A 23,736-nucleotide genomic window follows, 5' to 3' on the forward strand; every position below is an offset into this window, starting at 1 on the left:
ATCTGATAGCTATTGCCAAACCTCTCAGATAGGTCCAGCCTGCGATCTCAGCCTCCGTCAGAGAGGCGGGAGGATTTCATGGTCATGTCGAACATCGCGCCTGTCGCGCGTCGCTGCCTGGTCGTTTCACCCGAGTTCACCGTGTTGACGGGGCGGGGTCCCTTCCCCGAGGCGGTCTTGCCGCCTGAAGCCCTGGGAGTCGCGTTCGGCTTCGGGACCATCGACGCCCCGGCGACGCTCAGCCTGGTCGGCGCCCTGAAGGCCGGGCAACTGGCCTCCGAGGACGCCGGCGTGACGCAGATCGTGCTGCTGATCGCGCCCTCGGGCCTGGAGCGCATCGGCGCCGTCACGCGGCCGCTGGGTGACGAGCGCCTCGATTTCCATCTCTCAAGCGACATGCGCGCCATAGCGTTGTCGCTGCGGGATTGCGACCGTCCCGGCGAGGCGGGCGACATCTATCGGTCCGCGAAGGCGATCGAACTTCTGTGCGAAACCTGGATCGCCCTGGACGCCGGCAGCCTGATCCCCGCCGCCTGCGACAGCGACCTGTCGCAGGCCGACAGCCGCCGTCTGCTGGAGGCGCGCCGGCTGATCGACGAACAGTGGGGCCAGAAGCTGTCGCTGCACGGCATCGCCGCCTGTTGCGGCCTGAACCGCGAAAAGCTGACGCGGGGTTTCCGCAAGATGTTCGACTGCAGCGTCGCTGAAGCCCTCGCGGAGCGACGCCTGTCGGAGGCCAGCCGCATGCTGATCACCACCGACCTGCCCGTCTCGTCGATCGGCTACGAAAACGGCTATCTCAACAACGCCAGCTTCGCGCGCGCCTTCGGGCGGCGGTTCGGCCTGTCGCCCTCCGACTATCGCGCCGCCCGGATCGCCGCCTGATGAGCGCCGTGACCATGAGCGGCCGGACCGGCGTCGAGGGCGGATCCCTGGTCCAGAGGGCCATCGACGCGGTCCGCACCCACATCCGCACCGAGGGCCTGCGCGTCGGCGACAGCCTGCCCGGGGAAGGCCATTTCGCCGACACCCTGGGCGTCAGCCGTGCGGTGATGCGCGAGGCCTTCGGCGTCCTGGCGGCGCTGCGGCTGATCGATGTCGGAAACGGCCGCAAGCCCCGGGTCAGCGCGATCGACGGGGCGGTTATCGCCAGCTCGCTGGACCACGCCGTGTCCACCGCCCAGATCTCCGTGGCCGACGTCTGGGACGTGCGCCGTACGATCGAAGTCCGCACCGCCGCCCTCGCCGCCCAGAACCGCACCGACGCCGAGGCCCGAACCATCGTCGATCTCGCCGAGGCGATGGATCGCGACCACGATGACATGGCCAGGGTCGCCGCCCACGATATCGCGTTTCACGACGCCATCGCCCGCGCCGGCAAGAACGCCCTGTTCGTCCAGATCGTCGCCTCCTTCGCGCCCCTGATGCAGGAGGCCGTGCCCGCGGCCTGGAAAACCCGCGAGGGCCCCGAAGACCGCGCGGCGACGCTGGAACGCCATCGCACCCTGGCCCGCGCCATCATGGACCGCGACGTCGACGCCGCCGTCCAGGCCATGGACGCCCACTTTGACGCCTCGATCGGGGACATCCTGCGCGGCCTCGCGAACCCGGAGCCGGCCCATGTATGATCCGACAACGATCGAAGCCGTGGTTCCTCCCCCGCCGGCCAATCCCGTCACCCGAACCCGTGGCGTCGGCCTGACCCTGACCATTCTGGCGTTGAGCATCGGGGCCGGTTGCGCGGTGCAGGCGGCGTTCGGCCCGGTGCAGGAGTTCGCCCGCGCCGACCTGAACATGACGGACCTGCAGATGGGCCTGGTCCAGGGCATGGCCACCGCCATTCCCGCCGCCCTTCTGTCCATCCCGATCGGATGGATGGCCGATCACAGCAACCGGGTCCGCATGATGCTGGTCCTGGCGGTGCTGTGGAGCGTGGGGGCCGCCGCCAGCGCCTTCGCCACGTCATTCGAGCTTCTGTTCGCCGCCCGCATGCTGTCGGCCCTCGGGCTGACCGTCGTGCTGCCGGTCGCCATTTCCATCGCCGCAGACCTCTGTCCGCCGGACAAGCGGGGACGCTCGTTGCTGCTGTTGTCCATGGGCAAGGTGTTCGGCATCGCCCTCGCCTTCGCCCTCGGCGGCGCCCTCTTCGGCCTCCTGTCGGCCAGATCCGAGCCGCTGTTCGGCATGGCCGCCTGGCGCGTCACCCAGCTGATCTTCGCGGGCGGCAGCGCCCTGCTGGTGCTGCCGCTGCTGATGCTGCGTGAACCCGTCCGGCAGGAAGTGGCCAGGGCGGGCGCGGGCTTCCGGGCCTCCATGCAGGCGCTGTGGGAGCGGCGCGGTCTTCTGGCCCCGCTGTTTATCGGCCAGATCACCGTCATCATGGCCGACGCCTCGGCCAGCATCTGGGCCACGCCGGTCCTGATGCGAACCTATGGTTTGCAGCCGGCGCAGTTCGGCGGCTGGATGGGACTGGTGCTGCTGGGGTCCGGTCTCGTCGGCACAATCGCGGGCGGCATAGCCGCCGACGCCGGCCTGAAGCGCGGCGGCGGCAGAGGGCTTCTGATCAGCGCGGTCATCGCCTCCGCCATCGGCGTGCCCGCCGCCCTGTTTCCCCTGATGCCCGGCGTGCCCGGGTTCGCCGTCCTGTTGACGGTTCTGCTGCTGGCGGGAACGGCCACCGGCCTGATTACGGCGACCGCGATCGCGGTGCTGGTCCCGAACCAGTTCCGCGCGCTCTGCCTCGGCTCCTTCGTGGTGGTGGGCTCGTTCATCGGGTTCGGCGTGGCGCCTTCCCTGGTGACGATCATCAGCGAGCGCGTCGGCGGTGAAGGGGCGCTGGCCCCGGCGCTGGCGGGGGTCGGCCTGACGTCCAGTCTCCTCTCGTTGATCGCTTTCGCCCTCGCCGCGAAGGCGGCGCCGAAGCAGACGTGAGTTCACCGAGACTCTGTCGCGCGACGCTGGGCTCCCTGCCGGCCGGGGTCGCGGGCCTGACCTATGATCCGTCACGCATCAGCGCCGGCATCGTCCATCTCGGGCCGGGTGCTTTCCACCGCGCCCACATGGCTCGCTATGTCCACGCCCTGATGAGCCGGGGCCAGGCGATGGACTGGGGGATCATCGGCGCGGGTCTGACGCCCTTCGACGCCGGGGTGAGCGAGGCGCTGGCGCCGCAGGACTGGCTCTATACCCTGATCGAGCGCGACGATGAGGGGGCGGAGGCCCAGGTCGTGGGGTCGATCGTCGACGTCCTGCCGCCCGACGACAGCGGGCTCCTCCTGGACGCCATCGACTTGCCCGGCATCCGCATCGTCAGCCTGACCGTCAGCGAGACCGGCTATTGTCTGGACGCCGGCACCCGGCGCCTGGACCCGGCCAACCCTCTCATCGCGTCGGATCTCGCCCACCCCCGCCAGCCCGGCAGCGTCATCGGACTGCTGGTCGAGGCCTACCGACGCCGCAGGGACGACGGTCGTCCGGCCTTCACCGCGCTGAGCTGCGATAATCTGCCCGGCAACGGCGGCCTGCTCAGGGCTGCGGTTCTCGAGTTCGCCAGACAGGTCGAGCCCGGGCTGGGCGACTGGATCGCGACGCAGGCTCGCTTTCCGGCGACCATGGTGGACCGGATCACGCCCGTCACCCGACAGGACGACATCGCAAGGATGGGCGAGACCTGGGGCCTGACCGACGCCTGGCCGATCCTCTGCGAACCCTATTCCCAGTGGGTGGTCGAGGATGATTTCGCGGATGGTCGACCGGACTGGGAAGAGGTCGGCGTGCAGTTCACCGCCGATGTGGCGCCGTTCGAGCGCATGAAGTTGCGGCTGCTGAACGCCAGCCATCTGGCGCTGGCTTCGCTGGGATGGTTGCGGGGCCATCGCATGGTCGCCGAGGCCATGCGCGATCCGGGGCTGGCGCGGTTCATCCGGGCCTTGATGGAGCAGGAGCTGGCGCCCACGCTTCCGGCGGATTTGCCGGTCGATCTGGCGGGGTATCAGGATTGCCTGGTGAAACGCTTCTCCAACCGCACGCTGCGAGACACCGTCGAACGGATCAATACCGACGCCTCTCTCAACCTGCTCCTGGACCCGATCCGGGACAGACTGGCTGAGGGCAGGCCGATCAGACGTCTGGCCCTCGCGGTCGCGGCCTGGATCCATCGACTGGCCCTGATCGACGACGAGGCCCTTGCCCTTCGTCACCCGCTCGCCAACGCGCTGAGGTCGCGCGCCAGGGCGGGCGGCGCCGATCAGGCCGAGCTTCTCGCGACGACAGAGCTGTTCGGGGAGCTCTCCGGGAATGAGGCGTTCATCGCCCCCGTGACCCGGTGGTTGCGGCTCCTGAAGGCCACGTAGCCCCCACAGCCTGCCCGGGTCTGATCCCGTAGGTCCGCCGGATTGTCACGTGAGGCGTCGCCCGCCTCGGTCGGCAAGCGGCCGGCAGCGGGGGCGAGACGGCGCCGCGGGATCGGTCGCGGCGCCGTCTGTCCGATCCGTTCGTCTCAGGCCCAAGGGTCGAAGGCGTTGAACAGGCCGGATTGGCCGTGGCCGTCGCCGTGGAAGACGTCGAGGATGTGCTGCATCTCCGCCGCCGGATGGGGGGAAGAGCCTGTCCACGCGCCGTTCCACAGATCATCTCCGGTGATCAGGACGGTGTCCCTCAGGGCGGGCAGAACCTGCGGGCCGACATCCGCGCCGCCCAGGTCGAGGAAGACGTCGTTCGCCATCGCCGGCAGGGTCAGGGCCTCCGCGGGGTTGGCCTTGTTTACGGGTTGCAACGGGGCCTCGCTGCCGCCGACGTGGTCGTAGGTCAGGGTTCGGGTCGTGCCGCCGGTCTGGAAGCGGAGGGTTTCAATACTCCGCACCGTCGTCTCGCCGTCTCGCCCGTCGACCGCGTCAACGATCACCCAGCCCCGGGCGGTCTGGGTGATGGTGTAGTCGGCGGCGGCGCCACGCAGGACCACCGTGTCGCTGCCCTCGCCCCCGTCCAGTCTGTCGTTGCCGCCGCCCCCGGTCAGGACGTCATTGTAGTCCCCGCCGTAGATGGCGTTGTCCAGCGCATTGCCGACGCCGGTGAAGCCGTAACCGCCGACATAGATCATGTCCTCGACGTTGGCCGCCAGGGTGTAGCGACCGATGTGGACCTCGACCACGTCCCGGCCCTCCCCCGCCCGCTCGATGATCGTGTCGTTGGCGTCAACGATGTACCAGTCGTCGCCGAGGCCGCCATAGACCTCGTTGGCGACGCCCTGGCCGCCGCTGATGATGTCATCGCCCGCGCCGCCGATCAGGACATCCCGGCCGAGCCCGCCGTCCAGTCGATCCGCGCCGGCGCTGCCGACCAGCACGTCGTTGAAGGCCGACCCCACCAGATGTTCCACGGAGGTGAAGGTGTCCGACCCGCCGTCCCCGTCATTGAGCGCCCGCTGCAGGTCCAGACGGGCGTAGACGGCCGAGGCCGCCCGCGAATAGTCGGCCGTGTCCACGCCGCTGCCGCCGTTCAGCGTGTCATCGCCACCGCCGCCGCGGAGAATGTCGTCCGCGGCGCCGCCCGTGATGACATTGGCGAGGGCATTGCCGTTGCCGGTGAAGGAACCGGCGCCGGTGAACACCACATTCTCGACATTGGGCGCCAGGTTGATGACGTTGATGCGCGACAGGATGGTGTCGACGCCGCCGCCCGCCAGTTCGACGATGGTGTCGTTGGCGTCGAGGACATAGGTGTCATCGCCCGCGCCGCCGTACAGTTCGTTGGCCGCGCCGGAGCCGCCGGCCAGGATGTCATTCCCGGCCCCGCCGAGCAGCACGTCATAGCCCGCGCCGCCTTCCAGCGTGTCATTCTGCGCGCCGCCGATCAGAACATCGTTGAAGGCGGAACCGACCAGACGCTCGATCGAGACGAAGCTGTCCGTCCCCCCGTCGCCGTCGCTGGTGGCGCGGTTGATGTCGAGGCGGGCCCGGACGCCCGATGCCGCCTGGCTGTAATCCACGGTGTCCATGCCGGCGCCGCCATTCAGGACGTCGTTGCCGCCGCCGCCGCTGAGGCTGTCGTCGCCCGCGCCGCCGTCGAGGGCGTCGTCGTAGACGCCGCCCGTGACAACGCCGTCTTCGTCGCCGGGCGTGGAGCCGGCCTCATACTGCCCCGTCAGGGTGATGGTGACGGTTCGTGTGTCCTGCCCGCCGACACCGTCGTTCAGGGTGACCGTATAGGTCACCACGACCGACTGGCCGGGGTTCAGGCTGTCGAAGCTCGCGCCCGTGGCGTCGAACGCCCAGTCCACCGTCGCGCCGTTGACCGTCGTGGTCAGGGCCGCCTCCAGCGCCGCCAGCTGGGGGGTCGACAGGGTCGCGCCGCCTTGCGGAGTGATGGTGGCGACATCGGTTGTGACGTAGGCGTCGGCGCGGTCGTAACCGTCAAAGGCCAGGCTACCGGTCGTGGTCGGCGTGTCTTCGCTTAGCGTGGCCGTGGCGGCGGAGCTGCTGAAGGTCGGCGCATCGTCCGTCCCGCTGACCGTCAGGGTCAGGGTCTGGCTGACGGTCGCGCCATTCTCGTCGGTGATGTCGTAGCTGAAGACCAGCCGCAGGGTCTCGGTCCGGCTCAGGGCGCCGAACTGGCCGGGGTCGAAGGACAACACCCCATTGGCGTCAACGGTGTACACGAAGCCGCCGAGGTCGAAGGCCTCGCCCTCCGTCTGGGTCACGGTCACCTCGCCGTCGATCGACAGCACCGCGCCGGCGTCGACGTCGGAGGCGCCGTTCAGCAGGTCATAGGTGCGGACGCCGTCGTCCTCGTTGAACCCGCCGTTCAGAGCGCCCGTAACCACCGGCGCATCGTTCGCGCCATTGAGGGTGAAGGTCAGGGTGGTGAGGTCGCCGTTGCCGTTGGAATCCGCCACCCGGTAGGTGAAGGTCTCGGTCGCCGTCTGGCCCGACGCCAGCGCCGCGTCGTCGGCCAGATAGGTGTAGCTGCCGTCGGCGTTCAGGGTCAGGACGCCGTGCGCGCCCTGCACCGCGACACCGACGCCGCCGGTCGTCAGCGGTGCATTGGCCGCCTCCGCCCCGGCCGCCACGCCGGTCACGGTCAGCGTCTCGTTTTCCAGATCGATGTCATTGGTCAGGACGTTGCCGCCGACCGAGGGACCATTGGCGCCGGCCGAACCCGTGTCGGCGCGGCCGAGGGCGTGGACGTTGCTGGTGGCCGTGTTGACCTGGAATGTGCCGTTGTTGAACTGCAGGAACTCGATGTTCTGCAGCGTGTCCGTGCCGTCTGCGGTGTTCAGGATCAGGATGGGACCCAGGGCGGACGCGATGCCCGAGGCGGCGTTGGCGTTGAAGATCGCCGTGTCGGACCCGTCGCCGCCGATCAGGGTGTCGGCGCCCAGACCGCCGCGGAGGACGTCATTGCCCGCGCCGCCGTTGATGACATTGGCCCCGGTGTTGCCGATCAGGGTCTGGCCGGTGCTGAGCAGGCCGGTCAGGTTTTCGACCTGGCCGCTGTTCGCCGTGACGCCGAGGGTGAAGGTCGACAGGGTGGTGCGGACTTCGTCAGTCCCGCTGCTCGTGAACTCGAAGATCTGATCGGTCGTGGAGTCCACCACGTAGGTGTCGTTGCCCAGACCGCCGGACATCTGGTCGGCGCCGGCGCCGCCATCCAGCATGTCGTCGCCGTCGTCGCCGGACAACATATTGGCGCCGGCGTCGCCCGTCAGACTGTCGGCCAGCTCTGTGCCGCCGATGCTCTCGATGCCGATGAGGGTGTCGGTCGCGCCATAGCGGTCGATGGCGACGCCCGTTGCGAGGTTGATCGTCACCCCCAGCGCGCCTCCGTCGTAGCGGTAGCTGACGCTGTCGACGCCCGCGCCGCCGTTCAGGGTGTCGCTCCCGGCCCCGCCATACAGGTAATCGTTGCCGCCGCCGCCATTGAGCATGTCGTCGCCGCCAAGGCCGTACAGCTGGTTATCCTCGTCACCCGTCGTCAGACTGTCCGTGACGTTTGATCCAAAGAAGCGTTCGACCCCGGTCAGGGTGTCGGTGTTCCCGAACGTGTCGGTCGCGGTCCCCAGGACGGTATTGACCGTCACGCCGCCCGTGCCGGTTTCGCCGCTGTAGTTGACGGTATCGAAGCCGGCGCCGCCGTCGATGATGTCGGCGCCCGCGCCGCCGTACAGGTTATCGTCCCCGTCACCGCCGTTCAGGGTGTCGGCGCCCTCATCGCCCGACAGATTGTCATTCCCGGACTCGCCGTTCAGGGTATCGTTTCCTGCGGACCCGCCCAGGTAGTCGCGGCCGTCGCCGCCATAGACGATGTCATCCCCTCCATCGCCGGTGATGCTGTCGTCCTCGGCGTTTCCGGTCAGGACGTCGTTGTGGCTGCTGCCCTGGATCCGCTCGATGCTGATCAGGGTGTCGGTCCCGCCTTCGCCATCCTGGGCGATCCCGGTGGTCAGGTTGACCGTCACGCCCGCTGTGGCCATGAAATAGGAGGCGAGGTCCGCTCCGGCGCCCCCGTTCAGCGTGTCATTGCCAGCGCCCCCCATCAAAAGGTCGTCGCCGCCGGCGCCGGACAGAACATTGTCGCCGCTGTCGCCGATCAGGAAGTCGGTGAAGGCGCTGCCGACTAGGTTCTCGACGCTGATGAAGGTGTCGCCCGCGGCGATCCCGGTATGGGTTCCGGGGGCGAGGCTGACCTGCAGACCGGAGGTGGCGTCGGAATAGTCCGCGGTGTCGATGCCGCCCCCGCCGTTGTGCACATCGCGGCCGGCGCCGCCGCGCAGCAGGTCGTCGCCGTCGCCGCCGTTCAGCGTATCGTCGCCGGCGCCGCCGATCAGGGTATCATTCCCGGTCCCGCCGGTGACGACGTTGGCGTTGCCGTTGCCGGTCAGGGTCTGGCCGGTGGTCAGCACGCCCGTCAGGTTCTCGACGTTCGTGCTGAAGGCGGTCGTGCCCAGGGTGAAGCTCGCCAAGGTGGTGCGGACTTCATCCGTGCCGTCGCCGAAATTTTCCCCGATGCGGTCGGCGATGTTGTCGACGTAGAGAATGTCATTGCCCGCGCCGCCGAACATGTAGTCAGCGCCCCCGGCGCCGTCGATCACATCGTCGCCCGCATTGCCCGCCAGCGTTTCATTGGCGGCGCTGCCGACCATGGTGTCGGCGTAGACCGTGCCGAGGACGTATTCGAACCCCGAAACTGTGTCCGTGTCACCGTACGAATCCGTGGCGACCCCGGTGGTCAGATTGACGTTCACACCAATCCCGCGAGACCCGTTGGACCCTTCGTTGTCGTAGCGCAGGTAGTCAACGATACCGGCGCTATCGCCGCCGATCAGGATATCGTTTCCGGCCAAGCCCCAGAGATTGTCACTGCCGGCGCCGCCCTCAAGCCGGTTGGCGCCGCTGTTGCCCTCCAGGCTGTTGCCGAAGTCGCCGCCCCGGACGTTCTCGATGCTCGAAAGCGTGTCGGTCAGGACGTTGTTTTCATAGGCGCGGTTGCCCGCGAGATAGACCGTTATGCGCGCGGTGGCGTCTGTGTAGTCCGCGGTGTCGATCCCGGCGCCGCCGTTCAGGGTGTCAGTCCCCACGCCGCCGCGCAGGATGTCGTCGCCGTCGCCGCCGTTCAGGGTGTCGTCGCCGTCCCCGCCGATCAGGATGTCGTCGCCGGTGCCGCCGGTGATCACATTGGCCACCGCGCTGCCGGTCAGGGTCTGGCCGGTGGTCAGCAGGCCGGTCAGGTTCTCGACGTTGGCGCTGGCCGCCGTGGCGCCCAGGGTGAAGGTCGACAGGGTGGTCCGCACTTCGTCCGTGCCTTCGGCCGCGGCCTCGCCGATGAAATCTCCGGTCGCGTCGACCACAAACACATCATTGCCCAGCCCGCCGGTCATGTCGTCAGCGCCCACGCCGCCATCCAGCACGTCGTTCCCGCCTCCGCCGATCAGCTGGTCGTCGCCTTCGCCGCCGTTCAGGGTGTCGTTCGCGAAACCGTCCCCGATCAGGACATCGTCACCGCCCAGACCGTTGAACGTCACTGACGCCGATCCGATCGCGATCATCGTGTTCGCGACGGCGTTGCCGTTGAAGACGGCCGCGGTCGAGGCCATGCTCGCGAGGTTTTCGACATTCTCGACCAGGCTGTAACCCGAGAAGGAGACGTAGGCGGTGTCCAGGCCGCTGTCGCCCGCCTGCTCGACGATTACGTCGGTCTCGTCGCCGGCGCCGTTGATGAAGTAGTTGTCCCCGCCGGCGCCGCCGATCAGGGTGTCATGGCCGCCCTGTCCAACCAGGGTGTCGTTGCCGCCGAGACCGCTCAGCGTGTCGTCCCCGGCCGTACCGTACAGGGTGTTGTCGTTCTCGTCGGCGGTCAGCGAGCGGGTGACGGCGATGGTCAGGGTCGCCGTCGACACATTCCCCTCGGGGTCGCTCACCGTGTAGGTGAAGACGTCATTGACCGTCTGCGGCCCGGACAGGTTTTCGGTGTTGGCGTAGTAGCTGTAGGTCCCGTCGGCGTTCAGCGTCAGGCGACCAAAGGTCCCGTTGATAACGGCGGGCGTTCCGGCCGCGACCGGCGTGTCGCTCCCTGCGCCCCAACCGGCCCGTACGCCTGACACGGTCAGGGCGCCGTTGGCGGTGTCGGAGTCCGTGTCATTCGCCCGCACATCGCCCGTGATTGTCAGCCGCTGGTCCACCGATGCCGTATCGGCGACCGCGACCGGCGCGGCAGCGGCCACGACGGTCGGCGGCGAGACGCTGTTGTGGGGAGTGGTGAGCAGGTCGGAGGCGGGAGCGGTCATCGGTCAGGCTTTCGAACGTGAGGGGGCGGACGGCGCGAAATCGCAGGGTCGCGGCGCCTGTCCGGGCGAACCGGCGGACGGCGCCGTCCACACATCGTCGGCGGTCGACGCCGGCGATCTCTGTTAAGCGCTTGGAAACCCTGATGGAGCGCACGTCTTCGCATGGCCCAAAACCGCGCGCCATGCACAGGCGTCCCAGATCAGCGCCTGTCCGTCCCGTTCGGGTCGGGCGTTCGCGTATCAGGCGTATCCCGCGCGTGAAGCCCCCGTTTGGCTCGCCTCGAGCATACCGATCGCGCCACCGTCAGAAACGATCAGCAGCCCTTTGAAGGCTACTGCGCCAGCCTGAACCGATGCGTTGGATCGTCAGTCTGCTGCTGCTTGTTTTGACCGCTGGACCCGGGACGGCCCAGATCGTCCCTGTCTGGCGCATCGTCACCGATGTCACGGCGTCCATCTGTCCGGCGATGCGCGACGGGGATGTCGACGCCGCTGTCCGCGCGGCCCAGTCCTTCGGATATCGCGTTGACGACGGGGCGCGGCCGACCGCCGGGATCGCCGGCTCCGGCCACTATGTCGTTATGGACGGCCGCCATTTCGACAGACTGACCCTGGCTGCTTCGGACGGCATCGCCTGGGCGGGCGAGAACCCGGAAGCCGCGGCCTTCCCGACCCTGACGTCGCGGCGTCTCACCACTCTCGCGCTTCGATTCAGCACCGTCGGAGGTCGGGCTCCAAACCCGTGAAGCGGTCAGCCCCCGGGTTTGCGATCCTGAAGCCGTGCGGCCAGGCTGGAGGTGTCCCAGCGGGCCCCGCCCATGGCCTGGACCTCGGAATAGAACTGGTCGACCAGAGCGGTGAGGGCCAGATGACTGCCGTTGGCGCGCGCCTCGTCTAGCACGAGGCCCAGATCCTTGCGCATCCAGTCGACGGCGAAACCGAATTCGAACTCGCCCCTGGCCATGGTCTTCCAGCGGTTGTCCATCTGCCAGGACTGGGCCGCGCCCTTGGAGATGGCGTCCAGCACGGCGTCGGTGTCCAGCTCCGCCGACCGGGCGAAATGGACGGCCTCGGCCAGCCCCTGCACCACGCCTGCGATACAGATCTGGTTGGCCATCTTGGTGAGCTGGCCGGCGCCCGAGGGGCCCATATGCTTGATGGCCTTGGAATAGCTCATCACGGCGGCCTCGACGCGTGACAGGGCGTCGGCGTCGCCGCCGGCCATGACGCTGAGCTGGCCGTTCTCGGCCCCCGCCTGACCGCCGGACACGGGCGCATCGATGAAGAAGGCCCCCTGCCCCATCGCCAGGTCCGCCATCTCGCGGGCGACCTTCGCAGAGGTGGTGGTGTGATCGACGATGACCGCGCCCCTGGCCAGATGCGGCAGGGCTTCCGCCACGACCTGACGCACGTCATCGTCATTGCCCACGCAGAGGACGAACAGCTCCGCGCCGGCGGCGGCCTCGGCCACCGTCCCGGCGAAGGTCCCGCCATTCGCTTCGGCCCAGGCCCGGGCCTTGTCCGGCGAGCGGTTGTAGCCGGTGACCGCATGCCCCGCGCCCAACAGATGACGGGCCATGGGAGCGCCCATGACGCCGAGGCCCGCGAAACACGTCTTCATTCGTCCGCTCCCAGCGAGCCGTAGCGCCCGCGCCAGTAGGTCAGGGCGTCGCCGTCCGCCGAGGCGGAGAAGGCCTCCACCCGGCCGACGACGATCATGTGGTCCCCCATGCGGATACGGTCGTGCACCGCGCATTCGAACCGGGCGAGCGCCTCCGGCAGGCAGGGCGGGCCGTCCGGGCGGCGCTCGAACTCGCCGGGCTGCAGCAGCGCCACGCCCCGGGCGAAGCGCGAAGCCTTGTCGCGGTCGGACGCGGGCAGGACGTGAACGGCGAAGCGTTCCGCGGCGGCGAACACCGGCCAACGCTCTGACCGTTCGTCGATGCACCACAGCAGCAGGCGCGGCTCGAGTGACACGGAGGTGAAGGAGTTGATGGTCAGGCCCAACGGCCCCTGCGGGCTGTCGGCGGTGACGACGCAGACGCCGGTCGCGAACGATCCCAGAGCCCGGCGGTAGGCCAGGGTTTCGTCCGTGGGGTGTTCGGGGGGCGGTTCGAGTGTCACCTCCCCGACCTACGGTCCCCGGCCCGGCAAGACAAGCGCGGTCTGGCCCTGAATCGATATGGGAAACGTCGCCTTAACCCTGATGCGCCAAGGATCGTCCAGTTTCCTGTCCGAAGGCCGTCTCACCATGTCCATGAGCGATCGTCCGATCCTCATCAAGAAGATCAAGAAGGGGGGCCATGACGGTCACCACGGCGGCGCCTGGAAGGTCGCCTACGCCGACTTCGTGACCGCGATGATGGCCTTCTTCCTGCTGATGTGGCTGATCAACACGACCGATCCGGAGCAGAAGAAGGGGATCGCCGAGTATTTCGCCCCGGCCAGCGTGTCGGCGACGACGTCCGGGTCAGGCGGCATTCTGGGCGGCACCTCGCTGGGCGACGACGGGCCCAAGTCGTCGGGTTCGAACTCGGTGATCACCCAGTTGGCTCCGGAAGCGCCGCAGGATCCGCAGCAGGTGGGCCAGAGCTCCGACCTGACCGGCGCCAGCGAGGCCCAGTTGCGCCAGGAGATCGCCAATCGCGAGGCCGCTGACTTCGCCTCCGCCGCCGAGTCCCTGCGTCAGGCCATGCAGTCGATGCCGGAGCTGGCGGAGCTGTCCAAGCAGCTGATCATCGACCAGACGCCGGAAGGCCTGCGGATCCAGCTGGTCGACCAGGAGGGCCGCTCGATGTTCGAGCAGAATTCGGCCCGGCCGAATGCGCGCGCCCAAGTGTTGCTGCGGGCGGTGGCGCGGGTGATCACCCAGTTGCCGAACCGGATTTCCGTCACCGGCCACACCTCGGCCGCGCCGGGATCGAACCGCGCGACCGGCCCCAACGACTGGGCCCTGTCCTCCGAGCGCGCCAACGCCTCGCGGCTGGTGCTCCAGGCCGCGGGCGTCGATGCGGACCGCGTCTACCAGGTGTCGGGCAAGGCGGGCTCCGACCCCCTGTACCCCGACGATCCGACGCTGGCGGGCAACCGCCGGATCGCCATCGTGCTGTTGCGCGAGGCGCCGGTGCTGCCCACGGACACCAGCCTGTGACCCGCCGCCTGTCGCGCCGGGTTCGGCCGACGGGCGAACGGGCTTGCGCCGTGCTGCGATGCGGCGCCACATACGGGCATGATCGGCTTGCCGGAATTCGGGCGCGTTCAGGTGCGGAGATGACTTCGTGACCTTCGTTCCCCAGCGCCAGCTGCGCTTCTACATGACCTCGGTGGCGCCCTGCCCCTACCTGCCCGGGCAGACCGAGCGGAAGGTGTTCGCCAACCTGCCGTTCAGCGACGGCGCCCATGTGAATGACGAGCTGACGCAGGCCGGCTTCCGCCGCAGCCAGAACATCGCCTACCGCCCGGCCTGCGAAGCCTGCGAGGCCTGCGTCTCGGTGCGCGTGCCTGTGCCGGAGTTCGTCTTCTCGCGCTCACAGCGGCGCATCCTGAAGCGCAACGAGGACCTGTCGCGCGATCTCGTCGAGGCGGAGGCCACGACCGAACAGTTCGACCTGCTGCGCCGCTACCTGTCCGCGCGCCATGCGGACGGCGGCATGAACGGCATGGGCTGGGCCGACTATGTCGCCATGGTGGAGGACACGGCCGTCCGCACCCATCTGATCGAATACCGGACGCCGTCCGCCGACGGCGGGCCGGGCGATCTGGTCGGGGTCTGTCTGACCGACCTGCTCTCGGACGGGCTGTCGATGGTGTACAGCTTCTTCGATCCGGCGCTGGAGGACCGAAGCCCCGGACGGTTCGCCATCCTGGACCACATCAAGCAGGCGCAGGCCGTGGGACTGCCCTATCTCTACCTCGGCTATTGGGTCCGCGGCTCGCAGAAGATGGACTACAAGGCCTCGTTCCGCCCGATGGAGCAGCTGACCCGGCTGGGCTGGGAGCGGCTGACGGATCAGCCGGCGATCGGCACCGAGGTTCCGTAGCCCGCCGACCCGGCCTGAGCCTCACCGTCCCAGACGCCGGGGTCCCGTCCGCCGCCGAACTTCACCAGGGCGTCGATCCGCTTCTGGATCGGCGGGTGGCTGGCGAACATCCCCTCCAGACCCACGCCGTCCGGCTGGTTGTCGAGGAAGAGCTGCTGAAGCTCGTCCGGCCCCTTCAGGCTGGAACGACCCTCCACCTTGCGCAGGGCCGAGATCATGGCGTCCGGGTTCTTGGTCAGCTCGACCGCGCCGGCGTCGGCCACATATTCGCGTGTCCGCGACAGCATCATGCGGATGACGATGGCGAGGGCGAAGCCGATCACCGCGAAGGCGATGCCGATCAGGATCAGCGGCATCGCGTTCTTGTTGTTGTCGCGCTTGCGCCCGCCGCCCGAGTAGAGCAGCGCCCGGAAGACCATTTCCGCGATCACGCTGATGATGCCCGCGAAGATCGAGGCGATCACCATGGTCCGCACGTCCTTGTTGATGACGTGGGTCAGTTCGTGGGCCAGCACGGCCTCAAGCTCGTCACGGGACAGGGTCTGCACCAGTCCGCGGGTGACTGTGATGCTGTACTGGCCCTCGTGCAGGCCGGTGGCGAAGGCGTTCAGATTGTCGTTGTCGATCACCCGCAGCGTCGGTGTGCGCAGCCCCCGCGAGATGGCGAGGTTTTCGAGCAGATTGTAGAGCTCCGGCTCGGTCCGGCGCTCGACCTTGCGGGCGCCGGTCAGGGCGTCGACCATGGCCTGGCTGCCGAAATAGGCGACGGCGAACCAGACGGCGGCGATGCCGAGAGCGAGGGGTATCGTCGCCCCCAGCCAGGACGCGGCCAGGGCCATGTCGTCGACCAGACCCCTGCCCGTACCCGGCAGGAAGCCCAGCCCCATCAGGATCAGCTGCACGCCGTAGACGATGCCGATCAGCAGGATGGGGAAGGTCACCAGCAGGATGACCGACCGCGTATTGTTCGCCCAGATGTGGGTCTGGAGCCCGACGGCACCCATGATCGCGTCTTAGAACTTCACCTGCGGCGGGGCGGCGTTCATCGCGGCCCGATCGCCCTCGCCGACGTCGAAGAAGGGCTTGTCGGACCCGAAGCCGAACAGGCCGGCGAACAGGACGGTCGGGAACTGGCGGCGGACGGCGTTGAACTCGCCCACGGCGCTGTTGAAGAAGCGGCGGGCCGCGGCCAGCTTGTTCTCGATGTCCGACAGTTCAGCCGAAAGCTGCTGGAAATTCGTGTTGGCCTTCAGGTCCGGATAGGCCTCCGAGACGGCGAACAGGCGGCCCAGGGCGCCGGTCAGCATGTTTTCGGCCTGCACCTTGTCGTTGACGGAGGTGGCCCCGGCGGCGGCGGCGCGGGCCTGGGTCACGGCGTCCAGGGTGCCGCGCTCGTGCGTGGCGTAGCCCTTCACGGTCTCGACCAGGTTCGGGATCAGGTCCTGACGTTGCTTCAGTTGAACATCGATGTCGGCGAACGACTGATCCGCGCGCTGATCCAGCGCGACCAGCTTGTTGTAGCCGCCGATGGCGATGAACAGCAGCACGGCGATAATGACGCCGATGATGATCCAGGTCAGCATTTGCTTCTCCAACCGGCCGGATGTCCGGCCTTTCCGCGATTATCGCGCGATAGCGCCGCGCTCGATAATGAAATCGGCGTCACCTCCGCCTCAGCGGAATTTCCGCATGCCGCGTGGGCCCTGGCGTCCGGTCTGGGCGCGCTTGCCCAGCCAGTCCCGCCAGTCGGGCCAGTTGCGGCGGCGCCCACCGCCGTCGGCCCATTCCGGTCCCTGTTCGGCGTTGAACACGGCTACGTCGACCAGTCCGCCCTGTTTGTAGGACTGCAGCTTCACCCCCTTGCCACGCCCCATCTCGGGCAGTTCGACGACCGGGAAGATCAGCGCCTTGATGTTTTCGCCGATGGTCGCGACGTGGTCGCCGGTGACCCGGATCGCGGCCAGCATGTCGCCGTTCAGGACCTGTTTGCCGCCTCGCTTCTGGGCCAGCAGATCGTCTTCGGGGGCGATGAAGCCATAGCCCGCCTTCGACGCGATCAGCAGCTTGCCGCCCGGCTGGTGAGCGAGAACGTTGATGATGTCGGCCTTTTCGTCCAGCTCGATCATCAGGCGAAGCGGTTCGCCATGCCCGCGACCGGAGGCCAGCTTGTCGGCGCCGATCGTGAAGATGCGGCCATCGGAGGCGGCGACCAGGATCTTGTCGGTCGTAAAGGCCGGGACAAGGAAGGCGAGGCTGTCGCCCTCCTTGAACTTCAGCTCCGACGGATCCTCGACCTTGCCCCTGGCGGCGCGGATCCAGCCGCGCTCTGACAGGATGACGGTGATCGCCTCACGCGGGATGAAGGCCTCGACCGGGGCGAAGGCCGAGCTGTCGACCGCTTCGGCGATGGTGGTGCGGCGGGGCGAAATCAGGGCCTTGCGCACGGCCTCCAGGTCCTTGCCGACCTGTTTCCACTGCTTGGCCGGTGAGGACGACAGTGACTGCAGCGCCGCAAGTTCTTCGGCCAGCGCTTTGTATTCGTTCTCGATCGCCATCTCTTCGATCCGCGCCAGCTGACGCAGGCGGGTGTCGAGGATGTAGTCGGCCTGCATCTCCGTCAGGCCGAAGCGGGCGATCAGGACGGCCTTGGGCTGCTCTTCCTCGCGGACGATCCGGATGACCTCGTCCAGATTCAGGAAGACAATCCGCAGGCCTTCCAGCAGATGCAGGCGCTTCTCGACGCGCTCGATCCGCCACTGGGCGCGGCGGACCAGCACCTCCTGACGGTGATCGAGGAAGGCGCGCAGACAGGCCTTCAGCCCCATGACGCGGGGGGTGTTGGTGGCGTCCAGCACGTTCATATTGATCGGGAAGCGGACTTCCAGATCGGAAAGCTTGAACAAGCTTTCCATAAGAATTTCAGGCTCTACCGTCCGGGACTTCGGCTCGATAATGAGGCGAATATCCTCCGCCGACTCGTCCCGGACGTCGCCCAGCAGCGGCGCCTTCTTGTTCTCGATCAGGTCGGCGAGGTCGGCGATCAACTTCGACTTCTGGACCTGGTAGGGCATCTCGGTGATGACGATGCGCCACACGCCCCGGCCCAGATCCTCGGTCTCCCAGCGGGCGCGCAGGCGCACGCCGCCGCGGCCGGTTTCGTAGGCGTCCAGAATGGAGGCATAGCCCTCCACGGCGACGCCACCCGTCGGGAAGTCGGGTCCCGGCACCCGCGCGACGAGCTCCTCGGTCGTGGCCTCGGGGTTCTCCAGCAGCAGATGACAGGCGTCGATCAATTCGCCGACGTTGTGCGGCGGGATCGAGGTGGCCATGCCCACGGCGATGCCGGACGAGCCGTTGGCCAGCAGGTTCGGGAAGCCGGCGGGCAGGACGACCGGCTCTTCGTCCTGATCGTCATAGGTGGCGCGGAAGTCGACCGCGTTCTGGTCGATGCCGTCCATCAGCAGCACGGCCGCGGCCGTCAGCTTGCACTCGGTGTAGCGCATGGCGGCGGCGCTATCGCCGTCGATATTGCCGAAATTACCCTGCCCGTCGACCAGCGGATAACGCTGCGAAAAGTCCTGCGCCAGCCGGACCAGGGCGTCATAGATGGAGGCGTCGCCGTGCGGGTGATAGGTGCCCATCACCTCACCGACGACCTTGGCGCATTTGCGCGCCGCCGCCTGCGGGTTCAGCCGCATCTGGTGCATGGCGTACATGATGCGCCGGTGCACCGGCTTGAAGCCGTCGCGGACATCCGGGAGCGCCCGGTTGGTGATGGTCGACAGGGCGTAGGCGAGATAGCGCCTGGACAGCGCTTCGCTCATCGGCTCGTCGACAATGCGGCCGCCCTCGGGCGGAGGCGTATGGATGCTCATGGGTTCCGAATCGGCAATCTGGACCGGGAAGTCTAGCGCAGCCGTGGGGTAGCGGGTGCGATCTGGTCGCCTATCTGGGGATCAAAGGGAGTTTCGTGATGCAGACCGCCCTCACGCGCCGCCTGAACCTGCGCCATCCCCTCGTCCAGGCGCCCATGGCGGGCACGTCCACGCCGGAAATGGCGGCGGCCGTGAGCAATGCCGGAGGGCTCGGCTCGATCGCCGTGGGCTCGGTTGATGTCGCGACCGCGCGAGCGCAGATCCGCGCGACGCGGGCGCTGACGGACGGGCCGTTCAACGTCAACGTCTTCTGCCATGACCCGGCGGAAGCAGACCTCGAACGCAACGCCGACTGGATCGCGGCCCTGCGACCGCTGTTCGCGCGCTTTGACGCCGAGCCGCCGCTCGAGCTGCGCAATATCTACCGCAGCTTCCGCGTCGATGACGCCATGCAGGCTCTGCTGCTGGAGGAACGACCCGCGGTCGTCAGCTTCCACTTCGGCCTGCCGGACACCGCGCGGATCGCGGCGCTGAAAGCCGCCGGGATCGTCTTGCTGGCCTCCGTCACCTCGCCGGAGGAAGGGCGCGCGGCGCAGGCGGCGGGCGTGGACATGGTGGTGGCGCAGGGTGTCGAGGCGGGCGGTCATCGCGGGGTGTTCGACCCATCGGACGATCCAGGCTTCGCCACCCTGCCCCTGACCCGTCTGCTGACGACAGCGCTGGAGATACCGGTCATCGCGGCGGGCGGGATCATGGACGGCGCCGGCATCGCGGCCGCCCTGGCCCTCGGCGCGGCGGGCGCCCAACTGGGGACCGCCTTCATCGCCTGTCCTGAAAGCGCGGCGGGGCCGGCCTATCGGGAGACGCTGGCCGGGGCGGACGCCGTGCGGACGCGGGTCAGTGCGGCCATCTCCGGCCGTCCGGCGCGGGGGCTGGAGAACGCCTTCATGCGCGCGGCGGACGAGAGCCGGATCGCGCCCTATCCCTTCGCCTACGACATCGGCAAGGCGCTGAACGCGGCGGCCACGGCGAAGGGCGATGCCGGCTATATGCCCAACTGGGCCGGTCAGGGCGCGCCCCTGAGCAGGGTCATGCCCGCCGCGGACCTGTTGCGCACATTGGCGGCGGAGCTGAAGACCGCGCTGGACGGCCTGCGCTAGAGCCTGCCCATCTCTCTCAGCTTGTCGATCATCCACACCCGGGCGGGCGGCAGGGGGCGATCCATCGGGTGGAAGACGAACTGTTCGAGGAAGTGGCCGGTCAGGTCGAAGCCGGCGCCGATGTCGCCCTCGCCCAGCCCCGCCTGCGCCCCCAGCATGAAGGGCGGCAGCCTCAGCAGCTTGTCGGCATAGGGCTGTCCCGCCTCGCGGCTGACGGCGCGGCCCGTGCGCGGACTGACCCAGATCAGGTCGTCCATCCCGCCGGTGACGGCGCAGCGGCTGAGGTCCAGTCCGAAGCCCAGATCCTCCAGCAGGCCCGCCTCGAAGCGCACGAAGATGGCGGGCCAGACATCGGGGATGATGAAGGCCCCCATCAGGGCCTCGAAGGCCAGAAAGGCGCCGGGGTGCGGCTCGCGCTCCGGCAGGGCGCCTTGCGCCACGGCGGCGGCGGCGGCCAGGCCGGTCAGGGCCAGCGGGTCGTCGAACAGGGCGCTCGGCCCCTCCCCGACCGGCTCCAGCCGCGCCGAGCCCAGCTGGTCCGCGTTGCGGGCGCGGAACTCGGCCACCACCCGCGCCCCGGCCTGCAGGAAGGGCTTCATCTTGCGCGACGCCCCGCCCGCCACATAGGCCGCGCGCCGGCCCTGACCCTCGGTCAGCAGATCCACCACCACCCCGGTGTCGCCATGGGCGCGGGCGGAAAGAACGAAGGCGTCTTCGGTGAAGTCCATGCTCTCACCTAACCCGTGGAACGTCTCGAGAACAGCGGGATCATCACTGGCCGACCCCGCCTTGTGGCGCGGTCGGGCTGGAGGGTTCAGTCCGGGGTCTCGCCCGAAGGCAGCCAGCCCTGGTCGCCGCCCTTTATCGCCTCGGCCACGGCGCGGGCCTTGTCGTTGGGAATGGTGAAGCTGAGCACATACTGCTCGATCTTCCAGCCGTCTTCGGTCTGGCGCAGCACGCCCGAGCCGCGCGTGACCCCGTAGCTGGCGTTGTCCAGAACCTCGTCGAACCAGGCGACGCAGCGGCAATCGATCGGCGCGATGGTGATGACCCGATCGCGCGGGGTGTAGGTCCAGCCCCGTCCCTGCGCGAAATAGGGCTCGGTATAGGCGCGGAACTCCGACAGCGACCAACGCTCGCTCGCATCCGTGCCGATGAAGCGGGCGTCGGGAGTGAACAGGGCGAAATAGGCGGCGGTGTCGGCGGCGCTCGAGGCGCTGTTCAACTGGTCCAGAACCTGACCGATCTCGGCCTGCGCGTCCTGCGCCCGGACGGCGGGGGCGATCAACAGCACGGCGGCGGCCGCGATAACGGCGATGGCTTTCATGGTTCGATCTCCCCTTGCAGCGCGCATGATCACCCGTCGGCCGGATCTTGTCGCCTGCGAACATCACGCAATGGACCCGAAGGGACCGCAGGCCTAGACCGGAGGCGTCACCTTGGCGTCAGAGGTCCTCCATGTCCCGCATCCGCTCCGCGTCCCTACAGGCCAAGGTCATGTCGGCGGAGGACGCTGCGGCCCTGATCACGCCGGGATCGGCGGTCGGCATGAGCGGCTTCACCGGCTCCGGCTACCCCAAGGCGGTGCCGACGGCGCTGGCCGCGCGCATGGAGGCGGCCCACGCGCGCGGCGAAGCCTTCCGGCTCAAGGTCTGGACGGGAGCCTCGACCGGCCCGGAACTGGACGGCGCTTTAGCCAAGGCGGACGGCATCGAGTTCCGCCTGCCCTACAACTCCGACCCCATCGCCCGTGAGAAGATCAACAGGGGCGAGATGGAGTATCTGGACATGCACCTGAGCCAGGTCGCGCCGGTGGCGTGGCAGGGCTTCCTCGGGCCGCTGGACGCGGCGGTGGTCGAGGTTTCAGGCATTACAGCGGACGGCGACCTGATCCCGTCCTCCTCGGTCGGCAACAACAAGACCTGGCTCGACCGGGCCGGGAAGATCATCCTTGAGGTCAATCGCTGGCAAAATCCGGCGCTGGAGGGGATGCACGACATCTACTACGGCACCGCCCTGCCGCCACACAGGGTGCCGATCCCGTTGGTGCGGAGCGACCAGCGCATCGGCCAGCCGACTTTCCGCGTCGATCCGGACCGCATCGTCGCCATCGTCAGGACGGACGCGCCCGATCGCAACCTGCCGTTCGCGGCGCCGGACGCCGCCGCTCGCGCCATCGCCGGCCACCTGATCGAATTCCTCCAGCATGAGGTCCGGCTGGGCCGCGTCCCCGCCCATCTGCTGCCGCTGCAATCCGGCGTGGGCAATATCGCCAACGCCGTGATGGCCGGATTGAACGACAGTCCGTTCGAAAACCTGACCGCCTATACGGAGGTGCTGCAGGACGGCATGCTGGACATGCTGGAGAACGGCAAGCTGACGGTCGCCTCAGCCACGGCCTTCTCGCTCAGCCCGGACGCCGCCGCCCGGCTGAACGACCGGATGGAGGCCTTCCGCGCGAAGATCATTCTGCGGCCGCAGGAGATTTCGAACCACCCCGAGTTGATCCGCCGCCTGGGCTGTATCGCCATGAACGGCATGATCGAGGCGGACATCTACGGCAATGTGAACTCGACCCACGTCATGGGCTCGCGCATCCAGAACGGCATCGGCGGCTCCGGCGACTTCGCGCGCAACGCCTTCATCTCGATCTTCATGTCCCCGTCGACGGCCAAGGGCGGCAAGATCTCGGCCATCACCCCGATGGCCAGCCACGTCGATCACATCACCCAGGACGTGCAGGTCGTGGTGACCGAACAGGGGCTTGCCGATCTGCGCGGCCTGTCGCCCAAGCAGCGGGCCAGGGTCATCATCGCCAACTGCGCCCACCCGGATTACCGCGACGCCCTGGCCGACTACCACGCGCGGGCGCTCAAGGGATCCTACGGCCTGCAGACTCCGCACCTGCTGCCCGAGGCCCTGTCATGGCACCAGCGTTTCATCGAGACCGGCTCGATGCGGGCCTGACGGCCTATTTAACCGCGCGGTTGACAAGGCAGAGAGGGTGGCGCATTTAACTGATCAGTTAGATACGAAGACGCCTGATGAACACCGACCTCCTCTCCGCCCGCTTCGCCGCCCTGGCTGACCCGACCCGTCGGGCCATCCTGTCGCGGCTGACCGAGGGCGAAGCCAGCGTGAACCAGCTGGCCGAGCCGTTCGACATGAGCCTCCCGGCGGTGTCGAAGCATCTCAAGGTGCTGGAGAAGGCGGGGCTGATCAGCCGGGGCAAGGCGGCGCAATGGCGCCCTGCCCGCCTTGAACCGCAGGCCTTGAAGACCGTGTCGGACTGGCTGGAGCATTACCGACAATACTGGGACGCCAGCTTCGACCGTCTCGACGCCTATCTGCAGAAAATCCAGAAGGGAGAGCCCGATGGCTCAGGACACTGACAACAACCCCTGCGACACCGACGGCGTGGCGCATGAGCATTCGCTGATCCTGCGCCGCGTGTTCGACGCGACGCCGGAGCAGATCTGGACCGCGTGGACGACGCCCGAGATCCTGCAGCAGTGGTTCGTGCCGCGGCCATGGACGGTGTCCGACGTGCAGATCGATCCGCGTCCCGGCGGGGTGTTCAACATGATCATGCACGGCCCCGACGGCGAGACCATGCCCAACAGCGGCATCTTCCTGCACGTCGAGCCCGGCAAGCGCTGGATCACGACCGACGCCCTGACCCCGGAGTGGAAGCCCGCCGGCCAGCCCTTCATGGTGGCGACCATCGAACTGACCCCGACGGCGGACGGCAAGACCGAGTACGTCGCCACCGCCCGGCACTGGAACGCCGAGGCGATGAAGCAGCACGAGGCGATGGGCTTCCACGACGGCTGGGGCGCCTGCGCCGACCAGCTGGCCGAACTGCTGAAGACCCACTGATC

At 68.3% G+C, this 23,736-nt stretch carries 19 protein-coding genes; 11 read left to right on the top strand and 8 right to left on the bottom strand.

What is annotated here, in order from left to right; translation table 11 throughout:
• Positions 1 to 78 precede the first annotated feature (78 nt).
• Genes ACW174_RS14195 through ACW174_RS14210 form a run of 4 tightly spaced genes read left to right on the top strand, consistent with a single transcriptional unit; the run spans position 79 to position 4,352 of the window.
• The gene (locus tag ACW174_RS14195) at positions 79 to 885 is read left to right on the top strand and encodes a helix-turn-helix transcriptional regulator (protein WP_492015081.1); all 807 of its coding nucleotides are present in this window, start codon (positions 79 to 81) and stop codon (positions 883 to 885) included.
• A complete protein-coding gene (locus ACW174_RS14200; protein WP_492015082.1) occupies positions 885 to 1,628 on the top strand; it encodes a FadR/GntR family transcriptional regulator in 744 nt (247 codons plus the stop codon). Before ACW174_RS14195 ends, ACW174_RS14200 begins: the two co-directional genes overlap by 1 nt.
• On the top strand, positions 1,621 to 2,931 hold the full coding sequence (locus ACW174_RS14205) for an MFS transporter (RefSeq protein WP_492015083.1): 1,311 nt from the start codon (positions 1,621 to 1,623) through the stop codon (positions 2,929 to 2,931). The genes ACW174_RS14200 and ACW174_RS14205 overlap by 8 nt, the downstream gene beginning before the upstream one ends.
• Positions 2,928 to 4,352 carry a mannitol dehydrogenase family protein gene (locus ACW174_RS14210; RefSeq protein WP_492015084.1) on the top strand — a complete coding sequence of 475 codons (1,425 nt, stop codon included), beginning with the start codon at positions 2,928 to 2,930 and terminating at the stop codon, positions 4,350 to 4,352. Before ACW174_RS14205 ends, ACW174_RS14210 begins: the two co-directional genes overlap by 4 nt.
• A 146-nt stretch (positions 4,353 to 4,498) precedes the next feature.
• On the opposite strand, the gene ACW174_RS14215 is transcribed toward ACW174_RS14210, so the two are convergent.
• A complete protein-coding gene (locus ACW174_RS14215) occupies positions 4,499 to 10,780 on the bottom strand; it encodes a cadherin-like domain-containing protein (protein ID WP_492015085.1) in 6,282 nt (2,093 codons plus the stop codon).
• Between the two features lie 353 nt (positions 10,781 to 11,133).
• On the opposite strand from ACW174_RS14215, the gene ACW174_RS14220 reads away from it, so the two are divergent.
• Positions 11,134 to 11,526 carry a hypothetical protein gene (locus ACW174_RS14220; RefSeq protein ID WP_492015086.1) on the top strand — a complete coding sequence of 131 codons (393 nt, stop codon included), beginning with the start codon at positions 11,134 to 11,136 and terminating at the stop codon, positions 11,524 to 11,526.
• 5 nt (positions 11,527 to 11,531) lie between these two features.
• On the opposite strand, the gene ACW174_RS14225 is transcribed toward ACW174_RS14220, so the two are convergent.
• Positions 11,532 to 12,401, bottom strand: a complete 870-nt coding sequence (locus tag ACW174_RS14225) for an NAD(P)-dependent oxidoreductase (RefSeq protein ID WP_492015087.1) — start codon at positions 12,399 to 12,401, stop codon at positions 11,532 to 11,534.
• A complete protein-coding gene (locus ACW174_RS14230) occupies positions 12,398 to 12,904 on the bottom strand; it encodes a flavin reductase family protein (protein ID WP_492015088.1) in 507 nt (168 codons plus the stop codon). Before ACW174_RS14230 ends, ACW174_RS14225 begins: the two co-directional genes overlap by 4 nt.
• Before the next feature lie 127 nt (positions 12,905 to 13,031).
• Here ACW174_RS14230 and ACW174_RS14235 point away from each other — a divergent pair, with 127 nt between their 5' ends.
• Complete coding sequence (locus tag ACW174_RS14235) at positions 13,032 to 13,931, top strand: flagellar motor protein MotB (protein WP_492015089.1); 900 nt, start codon at positions 13,032 to 13,034, stop codon at positions 13,929 to 13,931.
• 163 nt (positions 13,932 to 14,094) lie between these two features.
• Positions 14,095 to 14,820, top strand: coding sequence for an arginyltransferase (locus ACW174_RS14240; RefSeq protein ID WP_492017293.1), 726 nt, complete (start codon positions 14,095 to 14,097; stop codon positions 14,818 to 14,820).
• Here the strand turns inward: ACW174_RS14240 and ACW174_RS14245 are convergent.
• From ACW174_RS14245 to parC, 3 genes are all read right to left on the bottom strand, one after another.
• On the bottom strand, positions 14,790 to 15,824 hold the full coding sequence (locus ACW174_RS14245; protein WP_492015090.1) for a M48 family metallopeptidase: 1,035 nt from the start codon (positions 15,822 to 15,824) through the stop codon (positions 14,790 to 14,792). The two genes, ACW174_RS14240 and ACW174_RS14245, sit on opposite strands and share 31 nt — an antisense overlap.
• 9 nt (positions 15,825 to 15,833) lie before the next feature.
• On the bottom strand, positions 15,834 to 16,403 hold the full coding sequence (locus ACW174_RS14250; RefSeq protein WP_492015091.1) for a LemA family protein: 570 nt from the start codon (positions 16,401 to 16,403) through the stop codon (positions 15,834 to 15,836).
• Between the two features lie 90 nt (positions 16,404 to 16,493).
• The gene (gene parC / locus ACW174_RS14255) at positions 16,494 to 18,695 is read right to left on the bottom strand and encodes a DNA topoisomerase IV subunit A (RefSeq protein WP_492015092.1); all 2,202 of its coding nucleotides are present in this window, start codon (positions 18,693 to 18,695) and stop codon (positions 16,494 to 16,496) included.
• A 98-nt stretch (positions 18,696 to 18,793) separates the two neighbouring features.
• On the opposite strand from parC, the gene ACW174_RS14260 reads away from it, so the two are divergent.
• Positions 18,794 to 19,855, top strand: coding sequence for an NAD(P)H-dependent flavin oxidoreductase (locus tag ACW174_RS14260; protein ID WP_492015093.1), 1,062 nt, complete (start codon positions 18,794 to 18,796; stop codon positions 19,853 to 19,855).
• Here ACW174_RS14260 and recO read toward each other — a convergent pair.
• Together recO and ACW174_RS14270 are read right to left on the bottom strand one after the other, a co-directional pair.
• Entirely contained in the window at positions 19,852 to 20,583 is a 732-nt protein-coding gene (recO, locus tag ACW174_RS14265; protein ID WP_492015094.1) for a DNA repair protein RecO, read from the bottom strand. The genes ACW174_RS14260 and recO overlap by 4 nt on opposite strands.
• 86 nt (positions 20,584 to 20,669) lie before the next feature.
• Complete coding sequence (locus ACW174_RS14270; protein ID WP_492015095.1) at positions 20,670 to 21,182, bottom strand: nuclear transport factor 2 family protein; 513 nt, start codon at positions 21,180 to 21,182, stop codon at positions 20,670 to 20,672.
• Positions 21,183 to 21,313: 131 nt separating this feature from the next.
• Between ACW174_RS14270 and scpC the strand changes: the two genes are divergently transcribed.
• The 3 genes from scpC (at position 21,314) to ACW174_RS14285 (ending at position 23,734) form a co-directional block, all read left to right on the top strand.
• The gene (gene scpC, locus ACW174_RS14275) at positions 21,314 to 22,822 is read left to right on the top strand and encodes a succinyl-CoA:acetate CoA-transferase ScpC (RefSeq protein ID WP_492015096.1); all 1,509 of its coding nucleotides are present in this window, start codon (positions 21,314 to 21,316) and stop codon (positions 22,820 to 22,822) included.
• Between the two features lie 77 nt (positions 22,823 to 22,899).
• Positions 22,900 to 23,247: an ArsR/SmtB family transcription factor gene (locus tag ACW174_RS14280; protein WP_492015097.1), complete on the top strand. Its 348-nt coding sequence runs from the start codon at positions 22,900 to 22,902 to the stop codon at positions 23,245 to 23,247.
• Positions 23,231 to 23,734 (top strand): SRPBCC family protein, encoded by a 504-nt coding sequence (locus ACW174_RS14285; protein ID WP_492015098.1) that lies wholly within the window; start codon positions 23,231 to 23,233, stop codon positions 23,732 to 23,734. The genes ACW174_RS14280 and ACW174_RS14285 overlap by 17 nt, the downstream gene beginning before the upstream one ends.
• Positions 23,735 to 23,736 lie beyond the last annotated feature (2 nt).

The sequence above is a fragment of the Brevundimonas sp. AVps31 genome (assembly GCF_058681355.1).